The sequence below is a fragment of the Mycolicibacterium houstonense genome, assembly GCF_900078665.2.
Lineage (GTDB): Bacteria > Actinomycetota > Actinomycetes > Mycobacteriales > Mycobacteriaceae > Mycobacterium > Mycobacterium houstonense.
In genome coordinates, this window is sequence record NZ_LT546207.1 from 3,512,211 (window position 1) to 3,527,656 (window position 15,446).

General features: G+C 66.6%; 14 protein-coding genes. 9 read left to right on the top strand and 5 right to left on the bottom strand.

Annotated features, from left to right (window positions below; translation table 11 throughout):
• Positions 1-58: 58 nt before the first annotated feature.
• The 3 genes from BN4332_RS17555 to BN4332_RS17565 are packed head-to-tail and all read left to right on the top strand — an operon-like array spanning position 59 to position 3,181.
• Positions 59-1,096 (top strand): ABC transporter permease, encoded by a 1,038-nt coding sequence (locus BN4332_RS17555; RefSeq protein ID WP_066900086.1) that lies wholly within the window; start codon positions 59-61, stop codon positions 1,094-1,096.
• Positions 1,083-2,249, top strand: coding sequence for an FAD-binding oxidoreductase (locus BN4332_RS17560; RefSeq protein WP_066900088.1), 1,167 nt, complete (start codon positions 1,083-1,085; stop codon positions 2,247-2,249). Before BN4332_RS17555 ends, BN4332_RS17560 begins: the two co-directional genes overlap by 14 nt.
• Positions 2,250-2,269: 20 nt before the next feature.
• Entirely contained in the window at positions 2,270-3,181 is a 912-nt protein-coding gene (locus BN4332_RS17565; RefSeq protein ID WP_066900091.1) for an aldose 1-epimerase, read from the top strand.
• 21 nt (positions 3,182-3,202) lie between these two features.
• Here BN4332_RS17565 and BN4332_RS17570 read toward each other — a convergent pair whose 3' ends face one another.
• The 4 genes from BN4332_RS17570 to dnaK are packed head-to-tail and all read right to left on the bottom strand — an operon-like array spanning position 3,203 to position 7,271.
• Positions 3,203-3,592 carry a heat shock protein transcriptional repressor HspR gene (locus BN4332_RS17570; RefSeq protein WP_066900093.1) on the bottom strand — a complete coding sequence of 130 codons (390 nt, stop codon included), beginning with the start codon at positions 3,590-3,592 and terminating at the stop codon, positions 3,203-3,205.
• Positions 3,589-4,755 (bottom strand): molecular chaperone DnaJ, encoded by a 1,167-nt coding sequence (gene dnaJ, locus BN4332_RS17575; RefSeq protein WP_066900096.1) that lies wholly within the window; start codon positions 4,753-4,755, stop codon positions 3,589-3,591. Before dnaJ ends, BN4332_RS17570 begins: the two co-directional genes overlap by 4 nt.
• A gap of 39 nt (positions 4,756-4,794) precedes the next feature.
• Positions 4,795-5,412 (bottom strand): nucleotide exchange factor GrpE, encoded by a 618-nt coding sequence (gene grpE, locus BN4332_RS17580; protein ID WP_066900098.1) that lies wholly within the window; start codon positions 5,410-5,412, stop codon positions 4,795-4,797.
• The gene (gene dnaK, locus BN4332_RS17585; RefSeq protein WP_066900100.1) at positions 5,409-7,271 is read right to left on the bottom strand and encodes a molecular chaperone DnaK; all 1,863 of its coding nucleotides are present in this window, start codon (positions 7,269-7,271) and stop codon (positions 5,409-5,411) included. The genes grpE and dnaK overlap by 4 nt, the downstream gene beginning before the upstream one ends.
• Before the next feature lie 488 nt (positions 7,272-7,759).
• Between dnaK and BN4332_RS33260 the strand changes: the two genes are divergently transcribed.
• From BN4332_RS33260 to BN4332_RS17600, 3 genes are all read left to right on the top strand, one after another.
• Positions 7,760-8,467 (top strand): alpha/beta hydrolase fold domain-containing protein, encoded by a 708-nt coding sequence (locus BN4332_RS33260; RefSeq protein ID WP_066900102.1) that lies wholly within the window; start codon positions 7,760-7,762, stop codon positions 8,465-8,467.
• Between the two features lie 93 nt (positions 8,468-8,560).
• Positions 8,561-9,409 (top strand): SDR family NAD(P)-dependent oxidoreductase, encoded by an 849-nt coding sequence (locus tag BN4332_RS17595; RefSeq protein WP_066900104.1) that lies wholly within the window; start codon positions 8,561-8,563, stop codon positions 9,407-9,409.
• Positions 9,410-9,432: 23 nt separating this feature from the next.
• Complete coding sequence (locus tag BN4332_RS17600; RefSeq protein WP_066900106.1) at positions 9,433-10,221, top strand: SDR family NAD(P)-dependent oxidoreductase; 789 nt, start codon at positions 9,433-9,435, stop codon at positions 10,219-10,221.
• Positions 10,222-10,246: 25 nt separating this feature from the next.
• Here the strand turns inward: BN4332_RS17600 and BN4332_RS17605 are convergent, their stop codons facing one another.
• Complete coding sequence (locus BN4332_RS17605; RefSeq protein WP_066900108.1) at positions 10,247-11,572, bottom strand: PucR family transcriptional regulator; 1,326 nt, start codon at positions 11,570-11,572, stop codon at positions 10,247-10,249.
• 115 nt (positions 11,573-11,687) lie between these two features.
• Here BN4332_RS17605 and BN4332_RS17610 point away from each other — a divergent pair, with 115 nt between their 5' ends.
• From BN4332_RS17610 to BN4332_RS17620, 3 genes are read left to right on the top strand one after another with little or no spacing between them, the layout of a single operon-like run.
• Complete coding sequence (locus BN4332_RS17610; protein WP_066900110.1) at positions 11,688-13,187, top strand: WS/DGAT/MGAT family O-acyltransferase; 1,500 nt, start codon at positions 11,688-11,690, stop codon at positions 13,185-13,187.
• Positions 13,184-14,800, top strand: coding sequence for a long-chain fatty acid--CoA ligase (locus BN4332_RS17615; protein ID WP_084459309.1), 1,617 nt, complete (start codon positions 13,184-13,186; stop codon positions 14,798-14,800). Before BN4332_RS17610 ends, BN4332_RS17615 begins: the two co-directional genes overlap by 4 nt.
• A 14-nt stretch (positions 14,801-14,814) precedes the next feature.
• Complete coding sequence (locus tag BN4332_RS17620) at positions 14,815-15,411, top strand: hypothetical protein (RefSeq protein ID WP_066900114.1); 597 nt, start codon at positions 14,815-14,817, stop codon at positions 15,409-15,411.
• Positions 15,412-15,446: the final 35 nt, after the last annotated feature.

Here is a 15,446-nt window from a genome sequence, read left to right on the forward strand (position 1 = left end):
GAGGGGCGCTACTCTCACATCAACCGATTAATTCAACATCGGATGAAAAGAGGGAACAATGCTCTCAATCCCGGCCCCCACCCCCGTTCACCACCACGCCGCACCCGAACACGAACCGCCAGCCGCGCTGCGCGCCGCAGGCATCGTCACGGTGCTGACCATCGCGATTGCCATCGTGGCGATCGCGTTCGCCCTGCCCGCGTCGCGGTCCAAGCCGCACGACGTGCCGATCGGCGCGGCCGGACCCCAGGCCGCCACCAGCCAGATCGCGCAAACCCTCGAAGAGCAGGCACCCGGCGCATTCGCGGTCACCTACTATCCCGGTGAGCAGGCGTTGCGCGAGGCGATCTTGAACCGAAACGTCTACGGCGGCATCGCCTTCGGGCCGCAAGGCCCGATCTTACTCATGGCCACCGGAGGCAGTCCGGCCGTCGCGCAACTGCTCACCCAGATCGGGAACGGCATCGCCGCCAAGACCGGGGCGCCCCTGCGCACCGAGGACCTGGCCCCGCCCACCACCCAAGATCCGCGCGGAACCGGACTGGCAGCCTCGGCGCTGCCGATCACGTTGGCGGGGATGCTGCCGGCGGTCGCGCTGGTGCTGGTCTTGCGGCGCGAGGTGTGGACCCGGCTGATCGCCACGTTGGTGTTCTGCGTGGTCGCCGGCATCACGATCGCGGCCCTGCTCCGCTACGCGTTCGGCTCCATCGACTCCAATTTCTGGGGAGTGGCCGCGGGCCTGACGCTCGGGATCGCCGCGGCCGGGGTGTTCATGCTCGGACTCGGCTCACTGTTGGGCAAGGTCGGGCTGGGCGTGGGCGCCGCGCTCGCACTGCTGCTGGGCAACCCGTTGTCCGGCCTGACGGCCGCCCCGGAGATGCTGCCCGCAGGCTGGGGCCAGCTCGGCCAGCTGTTGCCGCAGGGCGCCAACGCCACGTTGCTGCGCTCCACCGCGTACTTCGGCGGAGCCGGGGCGGATACCGCGATCCTGGTGCTCAGTTGCTGGGCGCTCGCCGGCCTGTTTCTGGTGATCATCGCGGCTTTGCGGCGTCCCGGGCGGACCACGCCTAAGATGCAGCTCCGTGGGACTCGATGACCGGGAAGCGTTGCAGACACTGCAGCACGCCGTCGACCCCGCGCACGGCTCAGAGACGCTGATTCGCGATTTCTACACCCAGTGGTTCGCCACCGACCTCTCGGCCCGCGATCTGTTTCCCCCGGACATGGGCAGCCAGCGCGAAGTCTTCGCCCGCGCTCTGACCTGGCTGTTCGGGGAGCTGATTGCCCAGCGCGCCGAGGAGCCGGTGGCGTTTCTGGCGCAGCTCGGCAGGGACCACCGCAAGTACGGGGTGCTGCAGAGCCATTACGACTCCATGCAGGACGCGCTGTACAACGCCTTCCGCAGCCACCTTGAGGCGCACTGGGACGACCGGCTGGCCGAAACCACGCATGATGCGGTCGCCCTGATCATCGGGGTGATGCGCGGCGCCGCCGACGCCGAGGACTCTCCGGCCTACTGCGACGGCACCGTCATCGAGCATCACCGGGTCACCCGCGACGTCTCGGTCATCCGGCTGCAACTCGACCAGGCGCTGTTCTACCACCCTGGCCAGTACGTCACCGTCCAGGTGCCCCAGTGGCCGCGGCGGTGGCGCTACCTAAGCCCGGCCATTCCGGCCGACCGCTCCGGCGGCATCGAGTTCCACGTCCGATCCGTTCCCGGCGGCATGGTGAGCACTGCCATCGTCAACGAGACCAGAATCGGGGACCGTTGGCGAATGTCCAGCCCGCACGGCGGCCTCCACGTCGACCGGGATGGCGAGGATGTGCTGATGGTGGCGGGCAGCACCGGCCTGGCCCCGCTGCGCAACCTGATCATGGACATGACCTTGCACGGGGTGAATCCGCGGGTGCACCTGTTCTTCGGTGGCCGCTACCCGTGCGATCTGTACGACCTGAAGACCCTGTGGCACATCGCGTCCACGAATCCGTGGCTGTCGGTCACCCCGGTGTCCGAGTACAGCACCGATCCACCGTGGGCCGGCCAGTATCCCGACGTCCGGCCGCCGCGTGGCCTCCACGTGCGTCAGACCGGCCTGCTGCCCGAAGTGGTGACCCGGTACGGCAATTGGGGCGATCGCCAGATCCTCATCTGCGGTGGCCCGGACATGGTCACCGCCACCAAAGCCGCCCTGATCGAACGGGGAGCGCCGCCCGAGCGCATTCAGCATGACCCGCTGACGCGCTGACCGCGTGCCACACTGGCCCTATGGCCGACTTGCAAGCTGTCACTCTCCATGACCCGTCGTCATCGATGACGGCGACATATGTTCCGGCGGTGGGCATGGTGTGCACCTCGTTGGCCGATATCCGGTCCGGCGAACGCGTCGAGTACCTGGGCCAGCGCCGCGGCCTGCAGGCCTACGTCACCGACGGCAAGACGATGGGGATTCCGATCCTCTATCCATGGGCAAACCGCTTGAGCAGCAACACCTATCGCGTCGGTGACACCGAGGTGAAGCTGACGCCCGGGGAGAATGGGGTGCGCGCCGACGCCAACGGGGCGCCGATCCACGGTGTACTGGCCGCCAGTCCCGACTGGCAGGTGACCGAGCAAACCACCAACACACTGTCGGCGACGCTGGACTGGGCCGAGCCGCGACTGCTGGCGACGTTCCCTTTCCCGCACCGTCTCACGATGACGGCGACGCTGGCCGACCGGGCCCTGACCGTGGCCACCACCGTGACGCCGACGGCCGCGCAGGCTGTTCCACTGTGCCACGGCTACCACCCGTACGTGACTATTCCCGTTGTGCCACGCGAGGTTTGGCGATTGCAGACGCCCCGCATGCAGCACCTGATCGTCGATGACCGGGGCTTGCCCACCGGCGAGACACGTGAGTGGCCGGGTGGAGCGCGACAGCTGCGCACCACCGAATTGGACGACGGATTCGACGACGTCGAGACGGGAGCGGTGTTCACGCTGTCCGGCGGTGAGCACCGGGTCGAGGTCACGTTCGAACGTGGTTACCCGGCCGCCCAATTGTTCGCGCCGCGCGCCGACGCCGTGGTGGGCATCGAGCCGATGGCTGCCCCAACCGACGCGTTGCACACCGGGAAATACACGACGGCCGCCCCCGGAGAACCGGAGACGGCCATCTTTTCGATCAGGGTCGGCTAGCGACCACCGCGGCGCTGTGGGCTAGGGCCGATGTCGCCGCCGAGCGGCGCCGGGCTGCCACAGCACCACCGCTTTCGACGCCACCGACACATCGTGGCGCTGATCCGAGGTGAGCTGCTCGACCTGCTGGGTCAACTCGGAAACCCTGGTGCGCAACGCATCAACCTGATTGGTGAGCTCGATGATGCGTTTGATCCCGGCGAGGTTGACGCCCTCGTCCTGCGACAGTCGCTGCACCTCACGGAGCAGGTCGACGTCACGTTCCGAGTAACGGCGCCCGCCACCGGAACTGCGCTGCGGGCTGACCAGGCCGAGCCGGTCGTATGTGCGCAGGGTCTGCGCGTGCATACCGGCCAGCTCGGCGGCCACCGAGATCAGAAACGTACGGGCTTCCTCTTTGCGCTGGCTCATGTGTTGCCTGCCCATCCGGCCCTTGGGTCGAACCCGCTGGCCCGTTCGGCTTTCGCATACGCCTCGAGCGCCTCGGCCGCTTCGCCTTCCAGGTTCGGCGGCACCGCCACCTTCACCGTGACCAACAGGTCACCGTGACCGCCGGAGCGCTTGGGCACCCCGCGTCCACGTACCCGCAGGATCCGGCCGTCGGAGGTGCCCTTGGGCACCCGCACACCGACCTTTCCGTCCAGGGTGGGAACGGAAAGCGTTGTGCCCAGTGCTAACTCGTGGAAGCTCACGGGCACCGCCACGGTGAGGTCGTCACCGTCACGCCCGAACACCTTGTCGGGCCGTACGTGCACGGTGACGTAGAGATCGCCCGACGGTGCGCCCCGCAACCCGGCTTCGCCCTGACCGGCCAGCCGGATGCGCTGACCGTCCTCGACGCCGGGAGGAATCCGCACGTTGATGGTGCGGGTGCGGGTGGTGACGCCGGTGCCCTGACACTCGGCGCAGGGGTGCTCGATGATCGAGCCGCTCCCCCGGCACTCGGTGCAGGGCTCGGAGAATCCGAACGCCCCTTGGTTGCGGTTGATGACACCGGAGCCGTTGCAGTTCGGGCACACCTTGGGGCTGGTACCCGGCCGTGCACCGCTGCCATGGCAGTTGGTGCACGGTGCCGGGCTGGTCAGCCGCAGCGGCATGGCCACGCCCTTGGTGGCTTCCAGGAACGACAGTTCGGTTTCGGTTTCCAGGTCATTACCCCGGCGGGGACGGCTCGGCCGCGGTTGTGCACCGCGACCGAACAGCCCGCCGAAGAGGTCACCGATGTTGGCGCCGCCGCTCTGACCGGCCGCGTCGAACAGGTCCCCGAGGTTGAATTCGGCTCCGTCGGAGCCGAATCCGCCACCGAAGTTCCCGCCCGGGTTGAACCGACGACCACCCCCGGCGAACAGCCGGCGAGTCTCGTCATACTCCTTACGCTTCGCGGGATCCGACAGAACACTGTTCGCCTCGGAAACCGCCTTGAACCGCTCGGCCGCGCCCGCATCGGGATTGCGGTCGGGATGCAGTTCGGAGGCCAGTTTCCGGTAGGCCTTCTTGATCTCGTCGGCGCTGGCGTCAGAGGAGACGCCGAGTTCTTTGTAGAAGTCCTTCTCGACCCACTCGCGTTGGGCCATGCTGCGCCACCTCCTTACCTCTTCTCTCTAATGGATTGACTATTTGTCTGATTCTGCGGCCTGATCGCCGTCGGCGTCACCGTTATCCGCTGGCTGCGCACCGGCTTCGGCGTCGGGCACGGTGTCCACGACGCCGACCAGGGCGTGCCGGACCACCTGGTCACCGATCCGGTAACCCCGGCGCATCACGGTGCCGATCACCGGGTGGGTGCCGTCTCCCTCGTGCTGCACGGCTTCGTGCAGCGACGGGTCGAACTCGTCACCCTCCTCGCCGAAACCGGAAAGACCCTGACCTTCAAGGGCGCCGACGAGCTTGTCGGCAACCGACTTGAGTGGCCCGGATTCCAGGTCACCGTGGCTGCGGGCCCGGTCCAGATCGTCGAGCACACCCAGCAACTGGGTGATGACCCCGGCCTTCGCCCGGTCGGCAACGACCTGCTGATCGCGGAGTGCCCGCTTGCGGTAGTTGTCGTATTCCGCCTTGACGCGCTGCAGTGTGGCTTTGAGCTCGGCAACCTCGTCGCTATCGCCCGTCGGCTCGCCGGAGGCCGGCGCCGGCCCCTCAGGGGCCGGCGCCTCACGAACCTCACCGGTGTCGGGATCGATGCGCCGTTTGTCGGTGATGGTCACCGGCTCGTGCGAATCGTTCTCGGTCACTTGGTCTCCCGGTCGTCGTCAACAACTTCGGCGTCCACCACGTTGTCGTCCGCGTTGGACGAGCCCGCGGCGGCGTCCGCTCCACCGGCGGCCTGCTCGGCCTGAGTGGCCTCGTAGATCGCCTGGCCGAGACCCTGGCTCTCCTGACCCAGCTTCTCCATGGCGGACTTGATCGCCGAGATGTCAGTGCCTTCCAGCGCCGACTTGGCCTCGGCGATGGCACCGTCGACCTTGGCCAAGGTGTCCTCGGGAACCTTCGATCCGCCTTCGGCCTCACGCTGCTCCTTGACGAACTTCTCCGTCTGGTAGACCAGCGACTCGGCCTGGTTGCGGACGTCGGCCTCTTCGCGACGCTTGCGGTCTTCCTCGGCGTGCGCCTCGGCGTCCTTGATCATCCGGTCGATCTCCTCCTTGGACAGGCCGGAGCCTTCCTGGATCTTGATCGTGTTTTCCTTGCCGGTGCCCTTGTCCTTGGCGGTGACGTGCACGATGCCGTTGGCGTCGATGTCGAAGGTGACCTCGATCTGCGGCACGCCGCGGGGAGCCGGCGGGATACCGGTCAGCTCGAAGGAACCGAGCAGCTTGTTGTGCGAAGCGATTTCACGCTCACCCTGGAAGACCTGGATCTGCACCGACGGCTGATTGTCGTCGGCGGTGGTGAAGGTCTCCGACCGCTTGGTCGGGATCGTGGTGTTGCGCTCGATCAGCTTGGTCATCACGCCACCCTTGGTCTCGATACCGAGGGACAGCGGGGTGACGTCAAGCAGCAGAACGTCTTTCACCTCGCCCTTGAGCACGCCGGCCTGCAGCGCGGCGCCCACCGCGACAACCTCGTCCGGGTTGACGCCCTTGTTGGGCTCCTTGCCGCCGGTCAGTTCCTTGACCAAGTCGGTCACGGCAGGCATACGGGTCGAGCCGCCGACCAGAACCACGTGGTCGATCTCGCCGACCGAGATGCCGGCGTCCTTGATCACCGACTGGAACGGCTGACGGGTGCGGTCCAGCAGATCCTGCGTGATCTTCTGGAACTCGGCGCGGGTCAGCTGCTCGTCGAGGAACAGCGGATTCTTGTCGGCGTCGACGGTGATGTAGGGCAGGTTGATCGAGGTGCTCTGCGAGCTGGAGAGTTCGATCTTGGCCTTCTCCGCGGCCTCACGCAGCCGCTGCATCGCCATCTTGTCCTTGGTCAGATCGATGCCGCTGGTGGCCTTGAACTTGTCGACCAGCCAATCGACGATCCGGTCATCCCAGTCGTCGCCACCGAGGTGGTTGTCGCCCGAGGTGGCACGCACCTCGACGACACCGTCGCCGATCTCCAGCAGCGAGACGTCGAACGTGCCGCCACCGAGGTCGAACACCAGGATGGTCTGTTCCTTGCTGCCCTTGTCCAGGCCGTAGGCCAGGGCGGCCGCGGTCGGCTCGTTGACGATGCGCAGGACGTTCATGCCGGCGATCTGCCCGGCTTCCTTGGTGGCCTGGCGCTGAGCGTCGTTGAAGTACGCGGGCACGGTGATGACGGCGTCGGTGATGTCCTCGCCGAGGTAGGCCTCTGCGTCGCGCTTGAGCTTCATCAGCACACGCGCGCTGATCTCCTGGGCGGTGTACTGCTTGCCGTCGATCTCGACCGACCAGTCACTGCCCATGTGACGCTTGACCGAACGGATGGTCCGGTCGACGTTGGTTACCGCCTGGTTCTTGGCGGGCTGGCCCACCAGCACCTCGCCGTTGCGCGCGAATGCGACGACGGACGGCGTGGTCCGGGAGCCCTCAGAGTTTGCGACGACGACGGGGTCGCCGCCTTCCAGGACCGCCACGCAAGAGTTGGTGGTCCCGAGGTCGATGCCGACCGCACGAGCCATGGTGTTGCCTCCTGTAGACATATAGGGGTCTGAGCGGACTGCGCTCAAGCCTGCTCCGGGTGAGCCTAGATTGTCAACCTAGACTTGAGTCGGTGTCACTCAACTTGCTGTCGATGAGGTCAACGGGGGTTTCGGCGGATTTGTTCCCGGCGTTCGGAGGAATTTTTTCGATCGGCCCGGCACCTTGTGTTCCTGCCACAACCACGTCCCTGCTTTTCAGCCATTCGAGACAAGCTGGGGTAGTGCCTGCATGGCTACCGTCTCGGCGAGTGAACGCAGTCACGTCTACCACGCCGCGGCGAGCCGGCGCCTGGATCGCGGCCCACCTGGCGCAGCGCCTGTTACCGCTGATACCTACGCCTCGCAGTTTCAGTTCGGCGACACGGCGGGTAGCCCGCCCAGAGATCGTTTCCGTACCGACGCGCCACGGCGCCGTCCGGTGCCTCATCTATTCGCCCCACCCGGACGCTCCCCTCGCAGGCACCGGGGTGGACGGGCCGCCGGTCAATCTGCACCTGCACGGCGGCGCCTTCATCGTGCGCAACCCACGGCAGGAGGAGTACATCGCGCACTACATCGCCGCAGAAGTCGGCGCGGTGGTCGTGCTGGCCGACTACGCGACGGCGCCGCAGGTGCGATATCCGGTGGCCGAAGAGCAGTGTTTCGATGTGGCGTCGTGGATACGCACTGAAGCCGCCCGCTGCGGCTGGGACGCGGCCCGGATGTCGGTGACGGGTGCCAGTGCCGGCGCGAAGCTGGCCGTCAATGTGTGCCAACAGGCTTACCGCACAGGCGATGTCATGTTGCGGGCAGCGGGGCTGGCCTTCCCGGTCGTCGACCTCAGCCGCAGCGACCGCACGTCTGACAAGGCGCGTCCACGCATATCGCGCAGAATCCAACGACTGGCGATCGACGCCTACCTCGTGGACACGAGTCGCTCGAGAGAGCCGCTGGCCTCTCCCCGGTTCGACGACGAGCTGGCCGCCGCGATGCCGCCGACACTGGTCTTGACCGGCGCCCTCGATACGCTCGGACCCGAGGGCGACGAGCTGGCGTTGCGACTGTCCAGCGGGGGCGTCCCGGTCACCCACCGTCGCTTTCCCGGCATCGACCATGGCTTCGCCAAGTCAGAAGCAGCCACCGCCCACGACGCGATGGAACGCATTGCCGCCCACCTGATCCGGCACCTGCGGTGAGCCCCGGCCATTGGCGCGTCGCGACAACTGACCTGGCACATGTTGGCTCATCCGCACGAGCGCGCCGCCGCGTCGCGTCCCTAGCGTCGAGGCATGCCCAGAACGCGATTCCGACTAAAGACCGCCGACCTCACCGATCGGGTGGTGGTGGTCACCGGCGCCGGCAGCGGTATCGGCCGGGAGGTGGCGCTGTTGTGCGCCCGGCGCCACGCCCGCCTGGCGCTGTGTGACCTCAGCGAGCGGGCCCTCGACGGCACCGCCGAGATGGCCGAGAAGCTTGGCGCCGAGGTGCTGACCTGCCACGTCGACGTGTCCGACGCCGATTCGATGAGCAGTTTCGCGGACGCCGCCTTCGAACATTTCGGACAGGTCGACTTGTTGGTCAACAACGCCGGAGTCGGTTTGGTCGGGGGCTTCCTGGACACCAACGTCAAAGATTGGCAGTGGTTGATCAATGTCAATCTGATGGGTGTGGTGCACGGCTGCAACAGCTTCCTGCCCCGCATGATCCGATCAGGGCGCGGCGGCCACGTCGTCAATCTGTCCTCGGCCGCCGGCCTCTTGGCCAATCCTCAACTGACCGCCTACAGCGCCACGAAATTCGCCGTACTCGGGTTATCTGAAGCGCTGCGCATGGAACTGAAGCCTCATCGCATCGGTGTCACCGCAGTGTGTCCCGGCATCATCAACACCGCCATCACGCAGAACAGCGTCATCCGCGGCACCGGGGATGTTGACGAACGGCGAAAGCACCTCGCATCGACCTATCAGAAACGCGGATACACCCCCGAGCGCGTCGCAACGAACATCCTTCGCGCCGTGGCCCGCAATCGCGCGGTGGCGCCCGTCGCCGCTGAAGCCCACCTGATGTACCTCCTCTCGCGCACCGCGCCACCGCTGGCCCGGTGGGTCGCGGCACGCGCGGCAGAACTTTCCAAGTAACAAGCCACATTTGAGGATCTGAAATGCAACTGAACGGCAGCAGCGCGCTGGTGACCGGAGCCACGGGTGGCATCGGCCGGGCCATCGCACGCGAACTCGCCGGACGAGGCTCCGCACTCACCATGACGGGCCGACGCGAGCTGGAACTACGTAAATTGGTCGACGAGCTCGGGCCGCCCGCCTGCGCCTTGACCGCTGATCTCAGCCGCCTCGACGAAGCGGACGACCTGATGGACCGTGCCGGCGAGGTGGACATACTCGTCGCCAACGCGGGCGTCGGTATCCCGCAGGATCTCACGATGCTGAGCGACAGCGAGATCGAGGCGGCGGTGCGCGTCAACCTGCTGGCCCCCACCGCACTCGCGCGTGCGGCGGCGATATCGATGAAACGCCGCGGCCGGGGCCACATCGTCTTCATCTCGTCGGGAGCCGGCCTTGTCGCGACGCCGGGGAACGGCGCGGTGTACACCGCCACGAAATGGGGATTGCGCGGGCTGGGACTTGCCCTACGCCAAGAGCTGCACGGTACCGGCGTCGGCGTCTCCACGATCTTTCCCGGCCCGATCCGTGATGCCGGGATGCTGGCGGAGACCGGAGTTACCCTTCCGCGAGGATTCGGTACGAGTTCGCCCGAGGATGTCGCGCGGGCGGTCGCCGGGGCGATCGAACGCGGCATCCCGGAGACGACGGTCGCGTCGGCCGGTGTGCGGCTGCTGGCCGGGATCGGTTCCGTCGCGCCGGTTCTGATCGGTGACATCGCGCGCCTCGCCGGGGTCGGGCGGGTTCGCGACGCCATGCTCGGGCGGCTGTAACAGGGCGCAGGCACGCGCACGTCGATCAGTTGGCCGGCCGCAACGAATCGGTCTGCGCAGGACCCGTCGCTGCGGAATCGGAGGTTTCGGCGACGACGTCGGCCAGAGCCAATGCGACGCGCAGCTCGAGCGTGCGCCGCTCCAAGGGCCTTCCCAACAATTCCTCTGCCTGCCGGATCCGATAGGCGACCGTGTTGTCGTGGACGTGAAGTCTTTTGGCCGTTCGTCCGCGACTGCAGTTCTCGTCGAGATAGGCGCGCACCGTGGCGGCGAGCCGTCGCGTGGTTTCGTCTGCCGCACCGAGCGGCCCGAGTTCACGTCGCACGAACTGCCTCGCCTGGTCCAGGTTGGCCGTTGCGATCGCCCTCAGCACGACATTGTCATAACGGGTGACACTGCCGGCCGGACGGTCGGCGAGTCGCGCGACACGTTGTGCCTCAACCGCTTCCACGTAACTGGAACGAAAGCCCGCGATCCCCGGTGCCGGCTCGCCGATCGCAACGCGTACACCCGGTGCGGCTGCCGTCCGAAACCGCAACTCGTCCAACACTTTCGACGGAATATGACTGTGTGAGCTGATCCAGGCCGCCGTCGACAGTATTCCGAGCGGGTGCACGAGTGGTTTCTGATTGCCGATCGCGGAAGCGATGTCGCGGATCGCAGCCTCGAGAACGGCTTGTGTGTTGCGGCCTTCTTCATGTGATTCGAGCCATGCGATGGCGGCGACATGGACCCGACGGACATCATGGCGGAGTCGCCGCGTAGCCACGTCGGTGTCGATGGGTTGGCCGGCCAGGATGGTTCCGATGGTCTCGGCCTGGCTGGCGGCGGCACTGCGCAACCAACGGTCACGCTCAGCGGTGTACGCCGCCTCTACCAGGCACAGCGCGGCGTCGACGTAGGAGAACATCCATGCGCCACCCAATTCCGATGCCAGGCGCAGTTCTTCGGCGTTGCGCGCGTGGCGTTGGAGGATCGCGTTGAAGTGAGTCGACGTTGCGGCGTGCGCGAGGCGATAACTGCGCATGAGCGTGGTGAGCGGTATGCCGTGTTGCGCCCCATCCCGTGCATAGTCGAGAGTCGGTGTCTGCAGCTGTGTCGCCTGGGCGGGATCGGCCCCGGCCGACAACACCTGACCGAAGTCGCGAATGCTCGCCTCGGTGCTCGCACGATTGACCTCGAGGGCCTGTTCGTTGACGAGGAGGTCGGCGAGCCGCGCCTGGGTGTAATCGTTCACCGCTGCTGAGATTTCACCGGCACGCTCGATAAGTTCGGCAGCGGCAGGACGCAGCACCGCCCGCCACACGCGCTGCTGCTCGTCATCCTGTGCGCCCGCCCAGGCCGGCTCCATGCTGTGCACGGTAGCGCCAGGCTGGACCGGCGGTGCGCAAATTGAACAACCGCCGGGCGCAGCGTTGGCGCGCGCAGACAAGAGAAGGCCGCGCCCGCCGGCGGACGATCTTCACATGCGACAACTGACCAGCCTCGACGCACAGTTCCTGGCCATGGAGAACGACCGGGTGCAGGGCCACGTCAGCGTCCTCGGCATCTATGACTCCCACACCGCATCGGGTGAACCCCTTGACGCCGCACTGGTTCGTGGCCTGATCAGCGAACGGCTGCACTTGCTGCCCACTTTCCGATGGCGCCTCGCCCAGGTGCCGTTCTCGCTCGACTACCCGTACTGGGTCGATGACGGCTCGTTTGACATCGAGTATCACGTCCGCGAACTGGCGCTGCCCGCACCGGGCGATCAGCGTCAGCTCTCCGAGCAGGTGGCGCGAATCATCGGCCGCCAACTCGACCGGGCCCGCCCGCTGTGGGAGGTGTACGTCATCCACGGACTCGACGACGGCGGCGTGGCGGTGCTGACGAAGATGCACCACGCCGCGGTCGACGGAGTCTCCGGCGCCGAGGTCATGAGCATCCTTCTCGATGACACCACCGGCGCTGAACGCGAATCTGCACCCACCATCGCCGCGGAAAACTACCCGTCGGAGGTGGCGATGCTCGGTCGCGGTCTCATCGGTCTCGCGCGCCAGCCGCTGCGGGTCCTGCGCGCCGGCCCCACGGCGCTGCCGCATCTCGACGACGTCCCGACAATCCGTCATCTGCCGGGAGTCAAGGCCATCGCGCGCAGTAGCCGGCTGGTCAAACGCGCTCTGCGAGCCGGCGCCGACGGGCCGGGCCTGCGGGGCAGCGATGTCACCGCTCCCCGGACCAGGTTTCAGGCACGGGTGTCGCCGCACCGACGCGTTGCCTTCGGCTCGATGTCGCTTGCCGAAGTCAAGGCCGTCAAGAACGCTCTCGGCTGCACCGTCAACGACGTCGTCCTGGCGATCTGTACAGCAGGGCTGCGATCCTGGCTCGATAAGGAAGGTGAGCTGCCAGATCAACCCCTCGCCAGTTTCATCCCGATGTCGGTACGGACGCCCGAGCAGCAAGGCACTTTCGGCAACCGGGTCTCGGTGATGATCACAGGGTTGCCCACCGATGTGCCGGATCCCGTTGAGCGCGTGCGCCGGATCAACGAATCGATGAATGCCGCCAAGGAACGCCAGCGTGCGCTCCCGGCCTCGCTGCTGCAGGATGCCAACCACTTCATCCCGCCTGCCCTGTTCGCCCAGGCGGCCCGGTCGCTGTCGCGGTTGGCCGGCATGCGTGGGCTCAATCAGCCTGCGAACGTGATGATCTCGAATGTCCCCGGACCGTCTACGCCCCTGTATCTCGGCGGGGCGCGTCAGCGCGCACAGTTCCCGGTTTCCGGAGTGCTCGACGGGATCGGCATCAACATCACCGTGATGAGCTACCAGGATTCACTGGAGTTCGGGATAGTCGTCGACCGCGAACTCGTCGATGATCCATGGCCGATCCTGGCCGCACTCGGCGACGGACTGGACGAGCTGCGCAACGCCACCCAGACACCGAAGCCCAAGACCGCGAGCCGGCGAAAGGCGACCTCATGACCGAAACCCTGTTGGGCAGCAACAGCATGGATGCCTATCCGCTCACCCTGACGAGCATCGTCGAGCGCGCCGAGCGCTTTCACGCCGACGTGGATGTGGTGTCACGCCGCCCTTCGGGTGCGGTATCGCGCACCACTTTCGGCGACTGTGCAGCTCGTGCGCGTCGTGTGGCGAGTGCGCTGAGCGCCCTGGGCGTTCGTGAGGGTGACCCGGTGGCCACGCTGTTGTGGAACCAGAGCGAACACCTGGAGCTGTACTTCGCGGTGCCCGCGATGGGCGCGGTGATCCACACCCTCAACCCCCGACTGTTCCCCGACGAACTCGCGTTCATCGTCGAGGACGCCGGAGACCAGGTGATCGTCGTCGATGAGTCTCTGCTCGAAGTGTTCGAAACCTTCCGAGCCGGACACGAATTCCGCCACGTCATCGTCGTCACCCACGAAAAGCCGGCCCCGGCGGGAACGCTCGACTACGAGACTCTGCTCGCCGACGCCGAACCGGCCGAGTGGCCGGTCCTCGACGAACATCGTGCGGCAGCGATGTGTTACACCTCCGGCACCACCGGCCGTCCCAAAGGGGTGGTGTACTCGCATCGAGCGCTGGTGCTGCACTCGCTGGTCGCGGCTTTGCCCGACCAACTTTCGGTATCAGCCAGGGACACAGTCCTTCCCGTCGTCCCGATGTTCCACGCCAACGCGTGGGGCCTGCCGTACGCCGCGGCGTTGACGGGGGCACGCCTGGTCCTGCCCGGCCCCCGGCTCGATCCGGAGAACATCCTCGACCTGTGTGCCGTCGAGCGGGTCACCATGACAGCGGGTGTGCCGACGGTATGGATGGGCATGCTCGCCGCCATCGACGCCGAACCGAGCCGGTGGAACCTGACGGAGCTCGACCGCCTGATCGTGGGAGGCGCCGCCGTTCCACGGTCGATGTTCGAGGGCTTCGATCGCCACGGACTCACCGTCGTGCAGGCCTGGGGAATGACCGAGACCGCTCCCCTTGGCGCGGTCTGTCGCCCGCCGGCGCGCCTTGATGAGGGTGAACGGGACGAGCAGTACGACTACCGCATGAGGCAGGGTGTCGCCACCCCGTTCTTCGACATCCGCGCCCGCGACGAAAACGGCGAAACCATCGCCTGGGACGACGCCGCCATGGGCGAGCTCGAAGTCCGCGGCCCCTGGGTCGCGGGCAGCTACCACGGCGGCCGGGGTGCGGACAGCTTCACCTCGGACGGCTGGTTCAAGACCGGCGATGTGGTGCGCATCGATCCGCACGGCTGCATCAGAATCTGCGACCGCTCAAAAGATCTGGTGAAATCCGGCGGCGAGTGGATCTCCTCGGTAGACCTGGAGAACCAGCTGATGTCGCACCCGGCGGTCGCACAGGCCGCGGTGATCGCCGTGCCCGACGAACGCTGGGGCGAGCGGCCTCTGGCCGTGGTGGTGCTTCAGGACGGGGGCCACGCCTCCGCCGAAGCCCTACGCGAGCACCTCGCCCGGGACTTCGCCAAGTGGCAGCTGCCCGACCGCTTCGAGTTCGTCGAAGCGATTCCCTGCACTGCCACCGGCAAATTCAAGAAATCCGAACTCCGCAACCTGTTCTTGACAGCCTGAAAGGAAATGAACAAATGAGCCGCTACGACATCACCCAGACCAACCGCGCCGTAGAGCGGTTGATCGAGACGACCGACAACCCGCGTCACCTGTACATGCTGCACGCCTACAACCGGCACCGGTACCTCGAGATGGCCGGGCGCTACGAGGAGATCTTCGCCCCGGACATGACCGTCGAGAAGCCGGTCTACCACTTCAACATGCTCGGCAAGAGCGTCACCGTGGAAGGCACCGAGGCGGTCAAGGGGCTGTACCACGCGTGGAAGGACACCGCCCAGTGCATCTTCTACGCCGACGACGAGAAGCTGGCCATCAGCGATGACATGATCGTGTCGACGTCATACATCTATCAGCAGACGCCCGGCGTCCTCCTCGCCGCCGAAGGTGTGCCGGCCGATCCCGAGGCCACCTATCTGGTCAAGACCGCCGAGCACATGATCTGGCCGTACGAGGACGGCCGCCTGGTCGGCGAAGACGTCTGGGAGTACGACGAAACTGCCAGGGAGTTCATCCAGCTCGATCCAGCTGATGTCCTCACTGTCGAGCAGTCGGCGAAGCTGCTCGACCCGCTGATCAAACCGCTGCCCGAGCACAATCCGTTCCTCGCGTGACGTCAGCGGAATAATCGCGGGACCGACCCCGTTGC

Excerpts from the sequence above, each read along its gene's own strand:
- BN4332_RS17555 (WP_066900086.1), top strand. The coding sequence starts at position 59 with ATGCTCTCAATCCCGGCCCCCACCCCCGTTCACCACCACGCCGCACCC.
- BN4332_RS17565 (WP_066900091.1), top strand. The coding sequence starts at position 2,270 with ATGGCCGACTTGCAAGCTGTCACTCTCCATGACCCGTCGTCATCGATG.
- BN4332_RS17570 (WP_066900093.1), bottom strand. The coding sequence starts at position 3,592 with ATGAGCCAGCGCAAAGAGGAAGCCCGTACGTTTCTGATCTCGGTGGCC.
- dnaJ (WP_066900096.1), bottom strand. The coding sequence starts at position 4,755 with ATGGCCCAACGCGAGTGGGTCGAGAAGGACTTCTACAAAGAACTCGGC.
- dnaK (WP_066900100.1), bottom strand. The coding sequence starts at position 7,271 with ATGGCTCGTGCGGTCGGCATCGACCTCGGGACCACCAACTCTTGCGTG.
- BN4332_RS17595 (WP_066900104.1), top strand. The coding sequence starts at position 8,561 with ATGCCCAGAACGCGATTCCGACTAAAGACCGCCGACCTCACCGATCGG.
- BN4332_RS17600 (WP_066900106.1), top strand. The coding sequence starts at position 9,433 with ATGCAACTGAACGGCAGCAGCGCGCTGGTGACCGGAGCCACGGGTGGC.
- BN4332_RS17605 (WP_066900108.1), bottom strand. The coding sequence starts at position 11,572 with ATGGAGCCGGCCTGGGCGGGCGCACAGGATGACGAGCAGCAGCGCGTG.
- BN4332_RS17610 (WP_066900110.1), top strand. The coding sequence starts at position 11,688 with ATGCGACAACTGACCAGCCTCGACGCACAGTTCCTGGCCATGGAGAAC.
- BN4332_RS17615 (WP_084459309.1), top strand. The coding sequence starts at position 13,184 with ATGACCGAAACCCTGTTGGGCAGCAACAGCATGGATGCCTATCCGCTC.
- BN4332_RS17620 (WP_066900114.1), top strand. The coding sequence starts at position 14,815 with ATGAGCCGCTACGACATCACCCAGACCAACCGCGCCGTAGAGCGGTTG.